We start from the raw sequence: 16,952 nt of genomic DNA, 5'->3' as shown, positions 1-16,952 counted from the left end.
AAAGCGCAGAAAGAGGACGAGGTGCATCAATGATTCAGATGCAGACCAACCTCGACGTGGCCGATAATTCAGGCGCACGCCGTGTCATGTGCATCAAGGTTCTTGGAGGTTCCAAGCGCCGCTATGCCACCGTGGGCGACGTTATCGTTGTGTCGATCAAGGAAGCCATTCCGCGTGGCAAGGTGAAGAAGGGCGACGTGATGAAGGCCGTTGTGGTCCGGGTCCGCAAGGACATCCGCCGCGTCGACGGTTCGGTCATCCGCTTCGACCGCAACGCCGCCGTGCTGATCAACAATCAGTCCGAGCCGGTCGGCACCCGTATCTTCGGGCCGGTGCCGCGCGAGCTGCGCGCCAAGAACCACATGAAGATCATTTCGCTCGCGCCGGAGGTGCTGTGATGGCTGCCAAGATCCGCAAGGGCGACAAGGTGATGGTGCTCACCGGCCGCGACAAGGGTCGCACCGGCGAGGTGTTCGAGGTGCGTCCGGACGAGAACAAGGCTCTCGTTCGCGGCATCAACATGGTGAAGCGTCACCAGAAGCAGAGCCAGACCCAGGAAGGCGGCATCATCTCCAAGGAGATGCCGATCAACCTGTCCAACATTGCGTATGTCGGCAAGGACGGAAAGCCGACCCGCATTGGGTTCAAGATTCAGGCCGATGGCAAGAAGGTCCGCGTTGCCAAGAGCTCGGGAGCAGAGATCGATGGCTGATACCGCTTACACGCCGCGCCTGCGCGCGGAGTTCGACAAGAATATCCGCGGCATGATGACCGAGAAGTTCGGTTATGCCAACGTGATGCAGGTGCCGCGCCTGGACAAGGTCGTGCTCAACATGGGCGTCGGCGATTCCGTCAACGACCGTAAGAAGGCCGAGACCGCCGCTGCCGAGCTGAGCCAGATCGCCGGCCAGAAGGCGATCGTGACCTATTCCCGGATCGCGATCGCGACCTTCAAGCTGCGTGAGAACCAGCCGATCGGCTGCAAGGTCACGCTGCGCAAGGCCCACATGTACGAGTTCATCGACCGTCTGATCAACGTGGCGCTGCCCCGCGTCCGCGACTTCCGCGGCCTGAACCCGAAGAGCTTTGACGGCCGCGGCAACTACTCGCTCGGCATCAAGGAGCACATCATTTTCCCCGAGATCGACTTCGAGAAAGTCTCGGAAGCGCGTGGCATGGACATCACGGTCTGCACCACCGCCAAGACCGACGACGAGGCCCGCGCCTTGTTGACCGCTTTCAATTTCCCGTTCCGGCAGTGAGTAGCTGAACCAAAGCCACTCAAACGCGGATACCCAGGAGCCAAGCATGGCAAAGAAGAGTTCAATCGAGAAGAACAACCGGCGCAAGCGGATGGCGAAGAACGCCGGCCCGCGCCGCGAGAAGCTGAAGGCGATCATCGCCGACAAGACCATTCCGATGGAAGAGCGCTTCGCGGCGACGCTGAAGCTTGCCGAGATGCCGCGCAACTCGTCGCCGACCCGCATCCGCAACCGCTGCGAACTGACCGGACGTCCGCGTTCGAACTATCGCAAGAACAAGCTCTCGCGCATCGCGCTGCGTGAACTCGGCTCCAAGGGCCTGGTTCCCGGGCTCGTGAAGTCGAGCTGGTAAGGAGGGTCGGAACAATGTCTACGCACGATCCGATCAGCGATCTCATCACCCGCATCCGCAACGCGCAGATGCGTTCGAAGTCCAAGGTTTCGACCCCGGGCTCGAAGATGCGCGCCAACGTGCTCGAGGTGCTGAAGTCCGAGGGTTATATCCGCGGCTACGCCAGCGTCGAGCATGCCTCGGGCCGCAGCGAGCTCGAGATCGAACTGAAGTATTTCGACGGCGAGCCCGTCATCCGCGAGATCGAGCGGGTGTCGAAGCCGGGCCGCCGCGTTTACGCCTCGGTGAAGAACCTGCCGCGCGTGAACAACGGTCTCGGCATTTCGGTGTTGTCGACGCCGAAGGGAATCATGGCTGACCACGAGGCGCGCGACGCCAACGTGGGCGGCGAAGTTCTCTTCACGGTGTTCTGAGGAAGGATTTTACGATGTCACGTATCGGCAAAAGGCCGGTGGCGATCCCGTCGGGTGTGACGGCAAGCGTCGAGGGCCAGACGGTGAAGGTGAAGGGGCCGAAGGGCCAGCTTCAGTTCGTCGTGCATGACGACGTCGAGGTGAAGTTCGAGAACGGCCAGGTCAAGGTCGCTCCGCGCGTCAAGACCAACCGCGCGCAGGCGATGTACGGCACCGCGCGCGCGCAGGTCGCCAACCTCGTCGAGGGCGTCACCAAGGGCTTCGAGAAGAAGCTCGAGATCACCGGCGTCGGTTACCGCGCCGCGATGCAGGGCAAGAACCTGCAGCTCGCGCTCGGCTACAGCCACGACGTGGTCTACGCGATCCCGGAAGGCATCACCATCGCGGTGCCGAAGCCGACCGAGATCACGATCACCGGCAACGATCCGCAGCGCGTCGGCCAGGTCGCCGCCGAGATCCGCGCCTACCGTCCGCCGGAGCCCTACAAGGGCAAGGGCGTGAAGTACGCCAACGAATTCATCTTCCGCAAGGAAGGCAAGAAGAAGTAACGGAGCCGGTCATGTCACTCAAGGTTACGAATGCCCGGCGCAAGCAGCGCGTGCGCCTTGCGCTTCGCCGCTCGGCAGGCGGCCGTCCGCGGCTGTCGGTGTTCCGCTCGTCCAAGCACATCTACGCCCAGGTCATCGACGACCAGAAGGGCGAGACGCTCGCGTCCGCCTCGTCGCTCGAGAAGACCATGCGCGACGCCGGCAAGACCGGCGCCGACATCGATGCGGCGAAGGCGGTCGGCAAGCTGCTCGCGGAACGCGCGGCGCAGAAGGGCGTCAAGGAAGTCGTGTTCGATCGCGGCGCCTACATCTATCACGGGCGCGTCAAGGCGCTCGCGGATGCAGCGCGCGAAGGCGGATTGAGCTTCTAAACGAATCGAACGATTACAAGGCAAGAGGCGTAAGGCCTCCTAGAGATTGGAAAACACCATGGCAGGTGAACGCGAACGCGGCGGCCGCGAACGGAGCAGGGAGCGCGAGGAGCGCGACAGCGAGTTCGTCGACAAGCTCGTCCACATCAATCGCGTGGCGAAGGTCGTCAAGGGCGGCAAGCGCTTCGGTTTCGCAGCGCTGGTCGTGATCGGCGACCAGAAGGGCCGGGTCGGTTTCGGCCACGGCAAGGCGCGCGAAGTGCCGGAAGCGATCCGCAAGGCGACCGAATCGGCGAAGCGCAATCTGACCCGTGTCGCGCTGCGCGAAGGCCGCACGCTGCATCACGACGTCGCCGGCCGTCACGGCGCCGGCCGCGTCTATCTGCGTACCGCTCCGGCGGGTACCGGCATCATCGCCGGCGGCCCGATGCGCGCGGTGTTCGAGACGCTCGGCATCCAGGACGTGGTGGCGAAGTCGATCGGCTCGTCGAATCCCTACAACATGGTTCGCGCGACTTTCGACGCGCTGAAGCATCAGGATTCGCCGCGCTCGGTGGCTGCGCGCCGCAACATCAAGGTCTCCACCCTGCAGTCGCGCCGCGTCGGCGGCGACGCCGAAGTGGTGGCGGAATAACCCGCGCGACCAGCGCTTTCTGGAGTTCAAGACGATGGCCAAGGCCAGCAAGACGATCAAGGTCGAGCAGACCGGCAGCGCAATCCGCCGCCATCACTCGCAGCGTTCGACGCTGATCGGCCTCAAGCTCAACAAGATCGGCCGGGTTGCCGAGCTGCAGGATACCCCTGAAGTTCGCGGCATGATCAGCAAGGTTCAGCATCTCGTCCGCGTCGTCGGCGAGTAAGCAGAGATAAGGAGAAGGGCGATGAAGCTCAGCGATATCGCCGACAACGCCGGCTCGCGCAAGAAGCGCATGCGTGTCGGCCGTGGCATCGGTTCCGGCAAGGGCAAGACCTCGGGCCGCGGCGGCAAGGGCCAGACCGCGCGTTCGGGCGTCCGCATCAAGGGTTTCGAAGGCGGCCAGATGCCGGTGCATCGCCGTCTGCCGAAGCGCGGCTTCAACAACATCTTCCGGCTCGACTTCGCCGAGATCAATCTCGACCGTCTGCAGGAAGCGATCGACAACAAGCTGGTCGACGCGAGCGCGACGGTGAACGTCGAAACGCTGGTCAAGGCCGGCGTGCTGCGCCGCGCCAAGGACGGCCTGCGGCTGCTGGGCCGCGGCGAGATCAAGACCAAGCTGACCATCGAAGCGCACGGCGCTTCCAAGTCGGCCATTGCTGCGGTCGAGAAGGCCGGCGGCTCGGTCAAGATCCTGGCCCCCGCCAAGGACGAAGGCGAGGCGGCGTAACATCTGCGTCATTGCCCGCCGCCTGGGCGGGCAATCCGCGGATCGAATGATGGACTTATCGAGGCCGAGCACCAGATAATGTCCGGTGTCTGCCGACTGGCCGAGGGGATTTGATCTCCGGGGCCGTCGGCGAAGCGGGCTCCGGGAGAAAGCCGAACATGGTCTCAGCAGCCGAACAACTTGCCGCAAACCTCAATTTCGGATCTCTGGCGAAAGCCGACGAGCTGAAGAAGCGCATCTGGTTCACCCTGGGTGCGCTGCTTGTTTATCGGCTGGGCACCTACATCCCGCTGCCGGGCATCGATCCCAACATCTGGGAGCAGGTGTTCCGCAGCCAGTCCGGCGGCATCCTCGGCATGTTCAACATGTTCGCCGGCGGCGGCATCCACCGCATGGCGATCTTCGCGCTGAACATCATGCCGTACATTTCGGCATCGATCATCGTCCAGCTCTTGACCACCGTGTCGCCGCAGCTCGAGGCGCTCAAGAAGGAAGGCGAGGCGGGCCGCAAGACGCTGAACCAGTACACCCGCTATCTGACGGTGATCCTGGCGCTGTTCCAGTCTTACGGCATCGCGATCGGCCTCGAAGGCGCCGGCAATGTCGTCAGCGACCCCGGCATGTTCTTCCGGATCTCGACCGCGATCACGCTGACCGGCGGCACCATGTTCCTGATGTGGCTCGGCGAGCAGATCACCTCGCGCGGCATCGGCAACGGTATCTCGCTGATCATCCTGTCCGGCATCGTCGCCGAGTTGCCCTCGGCGCTCGCCAACATGCTGGAACTCGGCCGCCAGGGCGCGATGTCGACCGGCTTGATCCTGATCGTCATCTTGATGGCGGTCGCCGTGATTGCCTTCATCGTGTTCATGGAGCGTGCGCAGCGCCGGCTCCTGATCCAGTATCCGAAGCGCCAGGTCGGCAACAAGATGTTCGAGGGCCAGTCCTCGCATCTGCCGCTCAAGCTCAACACCTCGGGCGTGATTCCGCCGATCTTTGCCTCGTCGCTGCTGCTGCTGCCGACCACGGTCGCGAACTTCAACGCCGGCAAGGGACCGGAGTGGTTCCAGTGGCTCACCACCCAGCTCAGCCACGGCCGTCCGCTGTTCCTGCTGATGTATCTCGCGTTGATCGTGTTCTTCGCGTTCTTCTACACCGCAATCGTGTTCAACCCGACCGAGACCGCGGACAATCTGAAGAAGCATGGCGGCTTCATCCCCGGCATCCGGCCCGGTGAGCGTACCGCCGAATACATCGACTACGTGCTGTCGCGCATCACCGTGCTCGGCGCGATCTATCTCGCGATCGTCTGCCTGATTCCTGAAATTCTGATTTCCTACGCCTCGGTCCCGTTCTACTTTGGCGGCACTTCGCTCCTGATCGTCGTCAGCGTGACGATGGATACGGTGTCGCAGGTGCAGGGCTATCTGCTCGCGCATCAGTATGAAGGGTTGATCAGGAAGTCGAAGCTCAGGGGAGGCCGCCGTCGCTGATCGCGGCGCGGCTTCAAACTCAAAACACAGGTGTGCGGAATTCGCCCACCTAGCCGGGGGGCGAAACAGATATGAGATTGATCCTTTTGGGGCCGCCGGGCTCGGGCAAGGGAACCCAGGCGCAGCGGCTGGTGCACAGGCACGGCATCGTTCAGCTCTCGACCGGCGAGATGTTGCGTGCTGCGGTTGCCGCGGGCACGCCGATCGGCTTGCAGGCCAAGGAGATCATGGCCAATGGCGGCCTGGTTCCCGACGAGGTCGTGGTGGGAATCATCGCCGACCGGATCGACGAGCCCGATGCCAAGAAGGGTTTTATCCTGGACGGTTTCCCGCGCACCGTGCCGCAGGCCGCGGCGCTCGACGAACTCCTCAAGAAGAAGCACCTCAAGCTCGATGCCGTCGTTGAGCTGCGCGTCAACGAGAGCGCGCTGCTCGCCCGCGTTGAGAAGCGCGCCGAGGAAACCCGCGCGCGCGGCGAGGAAGTGCGGCTCGACGATACGCCGGAAGTGCTGACGAAGCGCCTCGCGCAGTACCGCTCGATGACGGAACCGCTGATTCACTATTATTCGGAGCGGCGGAAGCTCTTGACGGTCGATGGCATGATGACCATCGAGCACGTGACCCGCGAGATCAACCGGATCCTGACCGCGCTCGGCGCGCTGGAACCGAAGGAGCACGAGGAGCCCAAGGCGACTTCCCGGGCGGCCAAGAAGGCCTCCAAGGCGGCCAAGAAGGCCTCCAAGGCGGCCAAGAAGACCAACAAGAAGACCACCAAGAAACCGGCCAAGAAGGCTGCCGAATCTGCCAAAAAGGCCGCCAGACCGGCCGGGAAGGCCGCCAAGGCGGCCTCCAAGGCCAAAGGCGCCGGCAAAGGGGCCAGGAAGGCTGCGAAGAAGCCGGCCAAAAAGGCCGCAAAGAAGGCCGCTGGTGCCGCGAATGCCCGCAAGGGTGCAAAAGTCGCCAAAAAGGCGGCAAAAAAGCTCACGAAAAAGCGAGCTAAACGCTAGGAGCGGTTGACGAAACCGACATGAATCCTTTAATAAGCCCCGCATCCAAGTTGGATAGTTTTATGACGATGCCGGGCCCCGAAGGACACAAGGGGAAGGGCGTCGTGTTCGCGTTTGTGGACACAAGCCCGCAAGTAGCAAGCACTTGAGAAGCCCGTATCCGTGATGGAGCGGCGACAGGAGAGAAGTCCGTGGCCCGTATTGCCGGCGTCAACATTCCTACCAACAAGCGCGTGCTGATCGCGCTTCAGTACATCCATGGTATTGGCCAGAAGAACGCGGCCGACATCATCGAGAAGGTCAAGATCCCCGCGGACCGTCGCGTCAACCAGTTGACCGACCAGGAAGTCCTGCAGATCCGCGAAGTCATCGACCGTGACTATCTGGTCGAGGGCGACCTCCGTCGTGAGGTCGGCATCAACATCAAGCGGCTGATGGACCTCGGCTGCTATCGCGGCCTGCGTCATCGTCGCGGTCTGCCGGTGCGCGGTCAGCGCACCCACACCAATGCGCGTACGCGCAAGGGTCCTGCCAAGGCGATCGCCGGCAAGAAGAAGTAAGTTTTGCGAATTGCAGGTGGGGAGCAGCGAATCGAAATTCGCTGCTCGCCATTTGCGTTTTGAGGTGTAGCCGCTGGCACTACGGCGGCGTTTGAGATCACAGGAAAGGTTAGAAATGGGCAAGGAAGCCACCCGCGTACGCCGCCGCGAACGCAAGAACATCGCCTCCGGCATCGCGCACGTGAATTCGTCGTTCAACAACACGACCATCACCATCACCGACGCACAGGGCAACACCATCGCCTGGTCGTCGGCCGGCACCATGGGTTTCAAGGGCTCGCGCAAGTCGACCCCTTATGCCGCTCAGGTTGCGGCGGAAGACGTCTCCAAGAAGGCGCAGGAACACGGCATGCGCACGCTGGAGGTTGAAGTGGCCGGCCCGGGTTCGGGCCGTGAGTCGGCGCTCCGCGCGCTGCAGGCTGCGGGCTTCACCGTCACCTCGATCCGCGACGTGACCACGATCCCGCACAATGGCTGCCGTCCGCGCAAGCGTCGGCGCGTTTGATCTAAGTCGCGGGCGGCCTTGGCCGCCCTGCGATCGTTTTTGGAATTGACCGCGCGGACTGATCCGCGATCTCCAACGCCAGGTTTGGCCATTCGACTGGCCTGAACGACCGGCAAAGGGTGAACAAGTGACGATCCAGAAAAATTGGCAAGAACTTATTCGACCGAACAAGCTGCAGGTCACGCCGGGCTCGGACGCGAGCCGGTTCGCCACCGTCGTCGCCGAGCCGCTCGAGCGCGGCTTCGGCCAGACGCTCGGCAACGCGCTGCGCCGCATCCTGCTGTCCTCGCTGCAGGGCGCAGCGGTACAGTCGGTGCACATCGACGGCGTGCTGCACGAGTTCTCCTCGATCGCCGGTGTCCGTGAAGACGTCACCGACATCGTCCTCAACATCAAGGACATCTCGATCAAGATGCAGGGCGAAGGCCCGAAGCGCATGGTCGTGAAGAAGCAGGGCCCGGGCGCCGTCACCGCCGGCGACATCCAGACCGTCGGCGACGTCACCGTGCTCAACCCCGACCTCCAGCTCTGCACGCTGGACGACGGCGCCGAGATCCGCATGGAGTTCACGGTCACGACCGGCAAGGGCTATGTCGCCGCCGAGCGCAACCGTCCCGAGGATGCTCCGATCGGCCTGATCCCGGTCGACAGCCTGTTCTCGCCGGTCCGCAAGGTCTCCTACAAGGTCGAGAACACCCGTGAGGGCCAGATCCTCGACTACGACAAGCTGACCATGACGATCGAGACCAACGGCGCGATCACGCCGGAGGACGCGGTGGCTTACGCTGCGCGCATCCTGCAGGATCAGCTCAACGTGTTCGTCAACTTCGAGGAGCCGCGCAAGGAAGTCACGCAGGAGATCATCCCCGATCTCGCGTTCAACCCGGCGTTCCTCAAGAAGGTCGACGAGCTCGAGCTGTCGGTGCGTTCGGCAAACTGCCTGAAGAACGACAACATCGTCTACATCGGCGATCTCGTGCAGAAGTCGGAAGCGGAAATGCTCCGCACCCCGAACTTCGGTCGCAAGTCGCTGAACGAGATCAAGGAAGTGCTGGCCCAGATGGGTCTGCATCTCGGCATGGAAGTGCCGGGCTGGCCGCCGGAGAACATCGACGAGCTCGCCAAGCGCTTCGAGGATCACTACTGATCCGATTTCACCGTCGTGGTCGGAGGAATCTCCGGCCACGATTTTTTGATGGGCGAACGCAGGATGCCCACCTGCACTTGTCGCTGAACCACCGCGGCAGAATTGAAGAAGGAATAAGTCAATGCGTCACGGCAAGGTTCATCGGAAGCTCAACCGCACTGCCGAGCACCGGCGTGCGATGTTCGCCAACATGGCGGCCGCGCTGATCAAGCACGAGCAGATCGTCACCACGCTGCCGAAGGCCAAGGAGCTGCGGCCGATCGTCGAGAAGCTCGTCACCCTCGGCAAGAAGGGCGGGCTGTCGCTGCGCCGCCAGGCGATCTCGGAGCTGCGCGACCTCGACCAGGTCAAGAAGCTGTTCGACACGCTGGCGACCCGCTACAAGGACCGCCAGGGCGGCTACACCCGCATCATCAAGGCCGGCTTCCGCTACGGCGACAACGCGGCGATGGCCGTGATCGAGTTCGTCGACCGCGACGTCGATGCCAAGGGCCAGGACTCCGGTCCGGCCCAGGGCGGTGAAGCCGAGGCGGCGTAAGCCGGTCTCAAGCCAAGATTTTGAAAACGGCGCCTTCGGGCGCCGTTTTTGTTTGGCGGCGTCGCTCCATCCCCGCCGTCGTCCTGGCTTTCGCTGGGACGACGAGGTGTGTTCTACTTCCTCACGCGTCGGTGAGATGCAATTGCGGTGCCTCATGCCGCGCCCGATATTTCCATCGACATCAATGGAGATGACAGATGAAAATCGACCTTTCCGGAAAGACCGCGCTCGTCACCGGCTCGACCGCGGGCATCGGCAACGCCATTGCAAAAGGGTTGGCGGGAACCGGCGCGGAGGTCGTGCTCAACGGCCGCGGTCAGGCCAAGGTCGATGCGGCGGTGGCCGCGATCGCCGGCGCGGTGCCCGGCGCAAAGGTCCGCGGCATTGCGGCCGACGTCTCGACCGCGGCCGGTTGCAAGGCGCTGCTTGCTGCGCTGCCGGAGGTCGACATTCTCGTCAACAATGCCGGCATCTTCGAGCCGAAGGGCTTCTTCGACATTCCCGACGAGGACTGGAGCCGCTTCTTCGAGGTCAACGTGATGTCGGGCGTGCGGCTGTCGCGCGGCTACATGCAGGGCATGCTGAAGCGCAACTGGGGCCGCATCGTCTTCATCTCTTCGGAGTCAGGCCTCAACATCCCGACCGAGATGATCCATTACGGTATGACCAAGACCGCACAGCTTGCGATCGCGCGCGGGCTCGCCGGGCTGACCAAGGGCACTGCCGTGACCGTCAACTCGGTGCTACCAGGACCGACCATGTCCGAGGGCGTCGAGACTTTCGTCAAGGATCTCGCCAAGCAGAACGGCCAGTCGGTCGAGGAGGCAGCCTCCAACTTCGTCAAGCAGCACCGGCCGACCTCGCTGTTGCAGCGCTTTGCCAGCACGGAAGAGATCGCAAATCTCGTGGTCTATGTCTGCTCCAAGCAGGCCTCGGCAACCAATGGCGCCGCGCTGCGTGCCGAGGGCGGCATCGTCAATACGATCGCGTGAGGCGCGACCATGTCAGCCTATGTGATATCCGAGGTCGACGTGAAGGATGCCGCAGGCTTCGAGGCCTATCGCACGATCGCTGCCAAGGCGATCGCGCAATATGGCGGACGCTATCTGGTGCGCGGCGGTGCCGCTGAAGCGGTTGAAGGCGGACCGCCGCCGAAGAACATCATCGTCGTCGAATTTCCGTCGATGGCGCGGCTGCGCGAATGGTACGCGTCGCCGGAATATGCCGAAGCGCTCAAGCATCGGCGGACCGCGCTCGACCGCCGCTTGATCTTCGTCGAAGCCGTGCCGCCGAGCTAGGCTTTGGCACCGTCGAGAAACTCACTGAACCCTGCGGGACGGTAGGGGCCGAAGCATATCTGCTCCAGCACGCCGATTCCCGTCTGGCTGTCCTGGCGGGCGCGTACCACCTGTTGCACGTGCACGTTCTCGCGGGCCAGTGGGTCGAGCGTCAAGGGATCGAACGACTCGCCGCCGATCTCCAGCTCGCCCTTCCACATGCCCTGGCCCCATTGCGGATGGCCATAGCCGAGGCCCTTCATCTGGAATTTGAGGATCGGGTCGAGCGCGATGGTCGTGGTGTGGCCGTCGATATCGACCAGGTCGATCTCGGCCGACTGTGCAAGCCGCGTGTTCGGCACGTAGGTCACGCGGTGCCGTGCGGTCGCCATGCGGCGGTCGAGCCCGTCGACCACGCCGGGGATCTCAGCCTCGCTTCGGTAGAGCGGCGCGGTGATGCCCTCGCGGACCAGCGCCTCGCCCTGCGTGCCGTCGAAAAAGATCGCGTGCGAGATGTGGTCGTCCCAGACCAGCGGCGCCCAGAGGAAGAACACGCTCGGCGGCGGCATCGGCGCGCCTCCGACGTCGCGTTCGCCGACATTGCGCACGCCCCAGGAGCGATCCTTGGTGCCGTAGCAGGTGCGATCGTCGACCTTGATCCCGCCATCGGGGTGGTGGATGACGCCGCTCCAGCGGCCGAACTGGTCGAACCGGGTCGAATCCATGGCGCGGCGGTCGCCCGACCAAAGCGTCTGGCGTGCTTCCTGGATCGCGGCAGTGCGCGCCGAGAAGGTCAGGTCGCAGGCGAGGCCGGTTGCGTTGTCGTCGAGCACGACGCGGGTCCGCAGCATCGGTTCGAGCACCTCGAGCCGGAACGGGCCGACCTGCATCTCGGTGCGCTCGATCGGCGCCCGCCGCGAACCGTAGAAGCAGTGCTGGCGTCCGCCGCGCTCCACGACGCTGAACGCGCAGTCGAGGATCTTGCGGTGCGGGTAGATCGCAATGCCGATGCCGAAATAATACGCGCCGTCGGCGGTGTAGCCATTGAACCAGGTTCGATCATAGACGTTGCGGTCGCTGGTCGAGGGCACCGCAATCGGTTCCGGCGTCTGGTGGATGGGGAAGTCGTCCAGTTTGTTGAGCACGCCGATCCCTTTCGAATTCGCGCGAAACAGCGTTAGTCCTGCCAGTATGAAAAACTGTCGTGGTCGAGGGCTTGCGCGCAGGCGCCGCGGGTCATTTTCAGGAACAGCGCGTCGCCGCGCTCGGAGCGCTGCACGCTGAGCGCCGAGACCACACCCATCATGATGCCATGCAGCGTGTAGCGCCGGTAATCCCGCCAGCACTCATCCCAGCCATAGTCCCGCACGCCGCGCCGGATCAGTTCCGAATGATAGAACCGCACCAATTCGGCTTCATGACGCCGCCGCTCGATTGGATCGACACCGGCCGACAGGAAGTAGGCGACGTCGACGATGCCGGGCCCCACCGTCAGCGTCTGCCAATCCAGCGTCGCCATCGGACGGGTGTTGCCGCGCACGTCGAACAGGATGTTGTCGAGCCGGAAGTCCGCATGCTGTAGGGTTCGCGGCACCGATCGATCGGACTGGTAGCGCGGTATCGCATCCGGAAGCCGGTCGATCAGATCAAGGAATTCCGGCTCGATGACGCCACGATATCGCTCCTTGTAGTGACCGATAATGCCGGGCAGCACCGCGCGAAGGCCTCTGCGCCGGCCGGCCGCGACCACGAAGCATTGCACGGCGTCGAGCGTCGGGTCGTTCCATCGCGGTGCATGCAGCGCGGCGGCCTCGGTCATTGCTGTCAGGCAGTCTGCGATCGAACATCCGGCGAGCTGGTCGCCCGGGCGGGCGGGGGCCAGGTCCTCCAGGATCAGCGTGAAGTCGTCGGTGGCCGGATCGATTTCGGCGAGGATCGGCCGCGGGGTGTGAATGGCGACGGTCGCGGCTAGCTCGCGATAGAACGCGACCTCGCGAATATAAAGCGTGTGCGCGGATCCGGAACGGCGGCTGTCGGGATCTGCGGCAGGGAATTTGCCGACGACGCTTAAGGGCGCATTCGGCTCATTGCCGTCATAGCTCAGGCGAAATCGATAGCTGTCGCCGACGAGGCCGTTGCCGACCGGGTTGCAGGCGAGATCGATGACCCTGACCTGGTCGATCACACCGGCTGCGCGCAGCGCCCGGGTCATCCACTCCGGATCGATCCGCGACGGATCGGCCGTGAGCAAACTCATCGGTTTCCTCCCATCCCCGTGGGCGTCACCACCGTTCCAGCCGCGTTTTGCGTCGGCCGGATTGAAGGCGGGGTGATCGTTGCGCAAATCATACAGGCGCTGGCGGCTTTGGCAAAAGCCGCGAGCCGGCCTGTGGGGATATCTCGCGAGGTGCGGAGGTGCGTAGGGCGGGTTAGCTGCTCTTACTACCTTGGAGGTGCTTTGCACGGATCCAGCGGCGGGCGAGTTCGACCGTCATTGCGAGGAGCGGTAGCGACGAAGCAATCCATCCAACCGCGTTTGCGGGCAGATGGATTGCTTCGCTTCGCTCGCAATGACGGCGGAGGCAGAACCGCGACGCAGTAAGCTCAACTACCTACGCATCGGGGCCTACCAGCCTTCCAGCACGATCTTGCCGCGCGACTTGCCGCTTTCGAGCAACGCATGGGCGCGCTTGAGGTTTGCGGCATTGATGGTGCCGAAGGTCTGATCGAGCGTGGTGCGCAACACGCCCTTGTCGATCAAATCGGCAACGTCATTGAGCAGGTGGTGCTGGGCGATCATGTCAGGCGTCTGGAACGAGGAGCGCGTGAACATCGATTCCCAGTGCACCGACACCGCCTTGCCCTTGAACGCGGCGACGTTGAACTCCGCAGGATCGTCGATCAGGCCGAACTTGCCCTGCGGCGCGATGAAATCGGCGATCGACTTGTAGTGCTGCTCGGTGAAGGTGAGGCTGGCGACCAGTCCGACGGGCGGCAGCTTCAGTTTCTCGATCTGCTCCTTCATCGGCTGCGAGTGGTCGATCACCGCATGCGCGCCGAGATCGAGACACCATTTCGCCGACTCCGGCCGCGTCGCAGTTGCAACAACGGTGAGGCCGGTGAGGCGACGTGCAAGCTGGATCAGGATCGATCCGACGCCGCCGGCGCCACCGGTGATCAGCAGCGTGCGCGGATCAAGGCTCTTGCCCGGCACCGCACCGAGCCGGTCGAACAGCAGCTCCCAGGCGGTGATCGAGGTCAGGGGCAGGGCGGCAGCTTGCGCGAAGGACAGCGATGCCGGCTTGTTGCCGACGATGCGCTCGTCGACCAGATGAAATTCCGAATTGGTGCCCTGGCGCAGGATCGAACCCGCGTAGAACACCTCATCGCCGGGCTTGAACAGCGACACGTCGGGCCCGACCGCCTCGACCACGCCGGCCGCATCGAAGCCGAGGATCTTGTAACTGCCGTCGGTCGGGGCCGCGCGCTTGCGCACCTTGTAGTCGACCGGGTTGGCCGAGATGGCCTTCACCGCGACGCGGATGTCGCGCCCCTTCGGCTCGGGCTTGGCGATCTCGAAATCGACGAGCGACTCCGCCGCCTCGATCGGCAGCGATTTTTGGTATCCGACGGCCTTCATGCCTGGTCTCCATGGTGGGCGATTGCCTGCCGTCTTACCTGTCGCGCTGGCGTCCTTTTGGCAAGTACTGTAAGATCAGGGAACTAGTCCCTGTTTGTATACTATTGGGAAATAGCAGATGAAACGGAAGAATTTTGCCCGCCGGCCGGGTTGCGCGGTCGAGGCGGCGCTCGACCTGATCGACGGCAAATGGAAGGGCGTGATCCTGTTTCATTTGCAGGCCGGCACCCAGCGCTTCGGCGAGCTGCGGCGGCGGATGCCCGGCATCACCCAGCGCATGCTGACCAAGCAGCTGCGTGCGCTCGAGGACGATGGCCTCGTGATCCGCAAGGTCTACGCCGAGGTGCCGCCGCGGGTCGAATACACACTGTCCGAACTCGGCGAGAGCCTGCGCCCGGTGATCGACATCCTGAAGGCCTGGGGCGAGGGCCATCAGGAGCGGCTGTCCTGCGCGCGGCGCCGGAGGTCGTGGTGAAGAAATCGAAGCGCGCAGCCTGACAATTTCCAAACGAAGTAGGCCGGGAGCGGTGTCGCTCCCGGCCGTTGTCATCGACGAAATCGGATCGCCTCAGAACGCTACCTGCGTGCGCAGCGCGACCGCGTCGAACTTGGAGCCGGCATCCGCGCTCGAGGTCGACGAGACCTGCTTGGCGACGTCGCCGTGCAGGTAGTTCAGCATGAAGCGGACGTTGTTGTTGACGTACCAATTCAGTGCGGCGGTGTAGACGGTCTGCCGTCCGCCGGCGATGCCGACCGCCTGGCCGACTTGGTCGTTGAGGTTCATCTGGCTGACGCGGCCGGCGATTTCCCAGGCGCCCCAGCCGCCGCCGGCAAGCGAGAACGGATCGTGCGGCTTGATCCCGCCGTATGAGGCCGTGGCCGGGTTGTAGGCGTGATTCTCGCCGGTCAGCACGTAGCCGACCTGCGCATAGCCGCCGTCGAATTTCAGGCTCGGCGCGCCGAACGGCGGCAGCCCGGTATTCGCAGTGCGGTCGACATTGAACCAGTAGTACTCGCCCTGTGCGATGAACGGGCCATAAGTCGCCGCCGCCTCGACGCCGTAGACCTGCGCGCCGGAGACGTTGGCGATCGCACCGGTCGAGATCAGCGTCGTCGGATCGATGCGCAGCTCGGGCCGGTCGCTGAGCGTGAGGGTCTGCGCCTGCGTGAGCTGGTTGCGCGGCGGCTGCACCAGCCATTCCGCATCGGCGCCGATATGCACCGAGTAGTTCTTGCCGCTGATCGGATTGCCGGCGATACGGACGACGCCGCCATATTGCTCGGACGTTCCGGCCGGCGTGACCGAGGAGGCGGAGTGGATTGCGCCCGTGGTCGGTCCGGTGACATAGCCGCCGATCCAGAGCTGGTCGTTCCACCAGCGGGTGCCGGCACCCGAACGGAAGTCACCGGCCGCGATGTTCTGTGCGATGATGCCGACCGACGCGCGCTCCATGAACAGGATGTCGTTGGAGCTGGTCGACTCGTCCATCGTCCACGGGATGTCCATGATGCCGGCTTCGATCGCCATCTTGCCGCCGAACGGCTTGAAGCCGGTGTAGCTCAGATAGGCATTCTCGACGCCGGAGGTGCCGCCGCCGGGCAGCGATCCCGGTGCTGCGCCGCCGAAGCCGTCGGCCGAGCCGCCGAAGTCGTAGATCAACGCGTAATTCCAGTCGCCGAAGAACTTGCCGACGATGCCGATGCGAGCGCGGCGGAGATTCTCGCCGCTGTCGAGCTTCTGCGGCGAGGTGCTCGCCGTGTTCGGACGATAGTCGTAGCCGCCGACATCCCAGTGCACGCGGCTGGTGATCGCAACGCAGTTCTGTTCGTCCGCGGTGCAGATCGTCGGCCGGTTGTTCGGCATCGTCACGACGACGCCCGACGGCGCGACCGGGCCCTTCACCGGGATCGCGGCGTTGGCGCTTGCGACGCGCGCGGCCTTCGCATCAGTTGCCTTGGCATCTGCCGCCTTCGCGTTGGCGTTTGCACTGGCTGCGGTCGCGGTATTGGCGTTGGTCTGCTTCTGCAGCTTGTCGAGCTTCTGCTCGAGCATCTTCAGTTGCTGCTTGAGCAGCGCGATCTCCGCGTCGCTGCCGCCTCCGGCCGATTGCGAATAGGCCGGCGAGGCGGCAAGCGCCCCGGCCAGCCCTATGGCGATTGCACCAACTTTTGTCGCACCCATTGTGCACCCCTGTTGTGTTTGAAGTCCCCACTCACTCACTGAGACGTCCTAGGAGTCGAACGTGACTGACGCACGACAGCGATTTCGAGCCTCGCAGTTCCGCTTGTTGTCCGCAGGCAACAAGCGGAGCAGCGCAGTGAGATGACAGCCATCATAGATGCTCGGCGGTGTGCTTCAACGCGGCTGGCAGGGGTTTTGCACCGGTTCGGCGGGGGCCGTTTATCCGGCCGGGCGCCCTTCAATTGCCGCGCGAACACGCCTATATTCCGGCGTTTCCTCGAGAGGTGAGA

The 16,952-nt window shown here is 63.8% G+C and carries 23 protein-coding genes; 19 read left to right on the top strand and 4 right to left on the bottom strand.

The features are described 5' to 3' along the window. Positions 1-29: 29 nt before the first annotated feature. The 18 genes from rplN to H8A95_RS01845 all read left to right on the top strand — a co-directional run bounded on the left by rplN (position 30) and on the right by H8A95_RS01845 (position 10,861). Complete coding sequence (rplN, locus tag H8A95_RS01930) at positions 30-398, top strand: 50S ribosomal protein L14 (RefSeq protein ID WP_229181552.1); 369 nt, start codon at positions 30-32, stop codon at positions 396-398. Continuing rightward, positions 398-712 (top strand): 50S ribosomal protein L24, encoded by a 315-nt coding sequence (gene rplX / locus H8A95_RS01925; RefSeq protein WP_229181551.1) that lies wholly within the window; start codon positions 398-400, stop codon positions 710-712. The genes rplN and rplX overlap by 1 nt, the downstream gene beginning before the upstream one ends. After that, the gene (gene rplE, locus H8A95_RS01920) at positions 705-1,262 is read left to right on the top strand and encodes a 50S ribosomal protein L5 (RefSeq protein WP_229181550.1); all 558 of its coding nucleotides are present in this window, start codon (positions 705-707) and stop codon (positions 1,260-1,262) included. The genes rplX and rplE overlap by 8 nt, the downstream gene beginning before the upstream one ends. A gap of 46 nt (positions 1,263-1,308) precedes the next feature. Further along, on the top strand, positions 1,309-1,614 hold the full coding sequence (gene rpsN, locus H8A95_RS01915; protein WP_229181549.1) for a 30S ribosomal protein S14: 306 nt from the start codon (positions 1,309-1,311) through the stop codon (positions 1,612-1,614). 14 nt (positions 1,615-1,628) lie between these two features. Further along, positions 1,629-2,027 (top strand): 30S ribosomal protein S8, encoded by a 399-nt coding sequence (rpsH, locus tag H8A95_RS01910; RefSeq protein WP_029081761.1) that lies wholly within the window; start codon positions 1,629-1,631, stop codon positions 2,025-2,027. Between the two features lie 14 nt (positions 2,028-2,041). Further along, on the top strand, positions 2,042-2,575 hold the full coding sequence (gene rplF / locus H8A95_RS01905) for a 50S ribosomal protein L6 (RefSeq protein ID WP_092114986.1): 534 nt from the start codon (positions 2,042-2,044) through the stop codon (positions 2,573-2,575). An 11-nt stretch (positions 2,576-2,586) separates the two neighbouring features. Beyond that, entirely contained in the window at positions 2,587-2,946 is a 360-nt protein-coding gene (rplR, locus tag H8A95_RS01900) for a 50S ribosomal protein L18 (RefSeq protein ID WP_016843760.1), read from the top strand. A gap of 58 nt (positions 2,947-3,004) precedes the next feature. Then, positions 3,005-3,580, top strand: coding sequence for a 30S ribosomal protein S5 (gene rpsE, locus H8A95_RS01895; RefSeq protein WP_021081649.1), 576 nt, complete (start codon positions 3,005-3,007; stop codon positions 3,578-3,580). A 34-nt stretch (positions 3,581-3,614) separates the two neighbouring features. After that, the gene (rpmD, locus tag H8A95_RS01890; protein WP_024578582.1) at positions 3,615-3,806 is read left to right on the top strand and encodes a 50S ribosomal protein L30; all 192 of its coding nucleotides are present in this window, start codon (positions 3,615-3,617) and stop codon (positions 3,804-3,806) included. A 21-nt stretch (positions 3,807-3,827) separates the two neighbouring features. After that, positions 3,828-4,313 (top strand): 50S ribosomal protein L15, encoded by a 486-nt coding sequence (gene rplO / locus H8A95_RS01885; protein WP_229181548.1) that lies wholly within the window; start codon positions 3,828-3,830, stop codon positions 4,311-4,313. Positions 4,314-4,471: 158 nt separating this feature from the next. After that, positions 4,472-5,806: a preprotein translocase subunit SecY gene (secY, locus tag H8A95_RS01880; protein WP_229181547.1), complete on the top strand. Its 1,335-nt coding sequence runs from the start codon at positions 4,472-4,474 to the stop codon at positions 5,804-5,806. 71 nt (positions 5,807-5,877) lie between these two features. Further along, positions 5,878-6,813, top strand: coding sequence for an adenylate kinase (locus H8A95_RS01875; protein WP_229181546.1), 936 nt, complete (start codon positions 5,878-5,880; stop codon positions 6,811-6,813). Positions 6,814-7,004: 191 nt separating this feature from the next. Beyond that, the gene (gene rpsM, locus H8A95_RS01870; protein ID WP_050402258.1) at positions 7,005-7,373 is read left to right on the top strand and encodes a 30S ribosomal protein S13; all 369 of its coding nucleotides are present in this window, start codon (positions 7,005-7,007) and stop codon (positions 7,371-7,373) included. 115 nt (positions 7,374-7,488) lie between these two features. Beyond that, positions 7,489-7,878 carry a 30S ribosomal protein S11 gene (gene rpsK, locus H8A95_RS01865; protein WP_006021048.1) on the top strand — a complete coding sequence of 130 codons (390 nt, stop codon included), beginning with the start codon at positions 7,489-7,491 and terminating at the stop codon, positions 7,876-7,878. 127 nt (positions 7,879-8,005) lie between these two features. Further along, positions 8,006-9,025 carry a DNA-directed RNA polymerase subunit alpha gene (locus H8A95_RS01860; RefSeq protein WP_018272129.1) on the top strand — a complete coding sequence of 340 codons (1,020 nt, stop codon included), beginning with the start codon at positions 8,006-8,008 and terminating at the stop codon, positions 9,023-9,025. A 121-nt stretch (positions 9,026-9,146) separates the two neighbouring features. Next, entirely contained in the window at positions 9,147-9,563 is a 417-nt protein-coding gene (gene rplQ, locus H8A95_RS01855; RefSeq protein ID WP_212014904.1) for a 50S ribosomal protein L17, read from the top strand. Positions 9,564-9,760: 197 nt separating this feature from the next. After that, the gene (locus H8A95_RS01850; RefSeq protein WP_229181545.1) at positions 9,761-10,555 is read left to right on the top strand and encodes an SDR family NAD(P)-dependent oxidoreductase; all 795 of its coding nucleotides are present in this window, start codon (positions 9,761-9,763) and stop codon (positions 10,553-10,555) included. 9 nt (positions 10,556-10,564) lie between these two features. Beyond that, the gene (locus H8A95_RS01845; RefSeq protein WP_229181544.1) at positions 10,565-10,861 is read left to right on the top strand and encodes a DUF1330 domain-containing protein; all 297 of its coding nucleotides are present in this window, start codon (positions 10,565-10,567) and stop codon (positions 10,859-10,861) included. Here the strand turns inward: H8A95_RS01845 and H8A95_RS01840 are convergent. The 3 genes from H8A95_RS01840 to H8A95_RS01830 form a co-directional block, all read right to left on the bottom strand. Continuing rightward, the gene (locus H8A95_RS01840) at positions 10,858-11,985 is read right to left on the bottom strand and encodes an Rv3169 family protein (RefSeq protein ID WP_229181543.1); all 1,128 of its coding nucleotides are present in this window, start codon (positions 11,983-11,985) and stop codon (positions 10,858-10,860) included. The genes H8A95_RS01845 and H8A95_RS01840 overlap by 4 nt on opposite strands. Positions 11,986-12,017: 32 nt before the next feature. After that, on the bottom strand, positions 12,018-13,097 hold the full coding sequence (locus H8A95_RS01835) for a phosphotransferase family protein (protein ID WP_229181542.1): 1,080 nt from the start codon (positions 13,095-13,097) through the stop codon (positions 12,018-12,020). A gap of 369 nt (positions 13,098-13,466) precedes the next feature. Then, positions 13,467-14,480 (bottom strand): zinc-binding alcohol dehydrogenase family protein, encoded by a 1,014-nt coding sequence (locus tag H8A95_RS01830; RefSeq protein WP_229181541.1) that lies wholly within the window; start codon positions 14,478-14,480, stop codon positions 13,467-13,469. 118 nt (positions 14,481-14,598) lie between these two features. Between H8A95_RS01830 and H8A95_RS01825 the strand changes: the two genes are divergently transcribed. After that, positions 14,599-14,955: a winged helix-turn-helix transcriptional regulator gene (locus H8A95_RS01825; protein ID WP_229181540.1), complete on the top strand. Its 357-nt coding sequence runs from the start codon at positions 14,599-14,601 to the stop codon at positions 14,953-14,955. 93 nt (positions 14,956-15,048) lie between these two features. On the opposite strand, the gene H8A95_RS01820 is transcribed toward H8A95_RS01825, so the two are convergent. Continuing rightward, on the bottom strand, positions 15,049-16,662 hold the full coding sequence (locus tag H8A95_RS01820) for an OprO/OprP family phosphate-selective porin (protein ID WP_229181539.1): 1,614 nt from the start codon (positions 16,660-16,662) through the stop codon (positions 15,049-15,051). Positions 16,663-16,952 lie beyond the last annotated feature (290 nt).

It is taken from the genome of Bradyrhizobium oropedii (genome assembly GCF_020889685.1).
Classification (GTDB): Bacteria; Pseudomonadota; Alphaproteobacteria; order Rhizobiales; family Xanthobacteraceae; genus Bradyrhizobium; species Bradyrhizobium oropedii.
Note: the sequence above shows the minus strand (reverse complement) of the source record. Positions and strands in the feature narration are given on the sequence as shown.

What these genes read in the sequence shown, in the direction of transcription:
- rplN (WP_229181552.1), top strand. Translation starts at nt 30, where the DNA reads ATGATTCAGATGCAGACCAACCTCGACGTGGCCGATAATTCAGGCGCA.
- rplX (WP_229181551.1), top strand. Translation starts at nt 398, where the DNA reads ATGGCTGCCAAGATCCGCAAGGGCGACAAGGTGATGGTGCTCACCGGC.
- rplE (WP_229181550.1), top strand. Translation starts at nt 705, where the DNA reads ATGGCTGATACCGCTTACACGCCGCGCCTGCGCGCGGAGTTCGACAAG.
- rpsN (WP_229181549.1), top strand. Translation starts at nt 1,309, where the DNA reads ATGGCAAAGAAGAGTTCAATCGAGAAGAACAACCGGCGCAAGCGGATG.
- rpsH (WP_029081761.1), top strand. Translation starts at nt 1,629, where the DNA reads ATGTCTACGCACGATCCGATCAGCGATCTCATCACCCGCATCCGCAAC.
- rplF (WP_092114986.1), top strand. Translation starts at nt 2,042, where the DNA reads ATGTCACGTATCGGCAAAAGGCCGGTGGCGATCCCGTCGGGTGTGACG.
- rplR (WP_016843760.1), top strand. Translation starts at nt 2,587, where the DNA reads ATGTCACTCAAGGTTACGAATGCCCGGCGCAAGCAGCGCGTGCGCCTT.
- rpsE (WP_021081649.1), top strand. Translation starts at nt 3,005, where the DNA reads ATGGCAGGTGAACGCGAACGCGGCGGCCGCGAACGGAGCAGGGAGCGC.
- rpmD (WP_024578582.1), top strand. Translation starts at nt 3,615, where the DNA reads ATGGCCAAGGCCAGCAAGACGATCAAGGTCGAGCAGACCGGCAGCGCA.
- rplO (WP_229181548.1), top strand. Translation starts at nt 3,828, where the DNA reads ATGAAGCTCAGCGATATCGCCGACAACGCCGGCTCGCGCAAGAAGCGC.
- secY (WP_229181547.1), top strand. Translation starts at nt 4,472, where the DNA reads ATGGTCTCAGCAGCCGAACAACTTGCCGCAAACCTCAATTTCGGATCT.
- H8A95_RS01875 (WP_229181546.1), top strand. Translation starts at nt 5,878, where the DNA reads ATGAGATTGATCCTTTTGGGGCCGCCGGGCTCGGGCAAGGGAACCCAG.
- rpsK (WP_006021048.1), top strand. Translation starts at nt 7,489, where the DNA reads ATGGGCAAGGAAGCCACCCGCGTACGCCGCCGCGAACGCAAGAACATC.
- rplQ (WP_212014904.1), top strand. Translation starts at nt 9,147, where the DNA reads ATGCGTCACGGCAAGGTTCATCGGAAGCTCAACCGCACTGCCGAGCAC.
- H8A95_RS01850 (WP_229181545.1), top strand. Translation starts at nt 9,761, where the DNA reads ATGAAAATCGACCTTTCCGGAAAGACCGCGCTCGTCACCGGCTCGACC.
- H8A95_RS01845 (WP_229181544.1), top strand. Translation starts at nt 10,565, where the DNA reads ATGTCAGCCTATGTGATATCCGAGGTCGACGTGAAGGATGCCGCAGGC.
- H8A95_RS01835 (WP_229181542.1), bottom strand. Translation starts at nt 13,097, where the DNA reads ATGAGTTTGCTCACGGCCGATCCGTCGCGGATCGATCCGGAGTGGATG.
- H8A95_RS01830 (WP_229181541.1), bottom strand. Translation starts at nt 14,480, where the DNA reads ATGAAGGCCGTCGGATACCAAAAATCGCTGCCGATCGAGGCGGCGGAG.
- H8A95_RS01825 (WP_229181540.1), top strand. Translation starts at nt 14,599, where the DNA reads ATGAAACGGAAGAATTTTGCCCGCCGGCCGGGTTGCGCGGTCGAGGCG.
- H8A95_RS01820 (WP_229181539.1), bottom strand. Translation starts at nt 16,662, where the DNA reads ATGGGTGCGACAAAAGTTGGTGCAATCGCCATAGGGCTGGCCGGGGCG.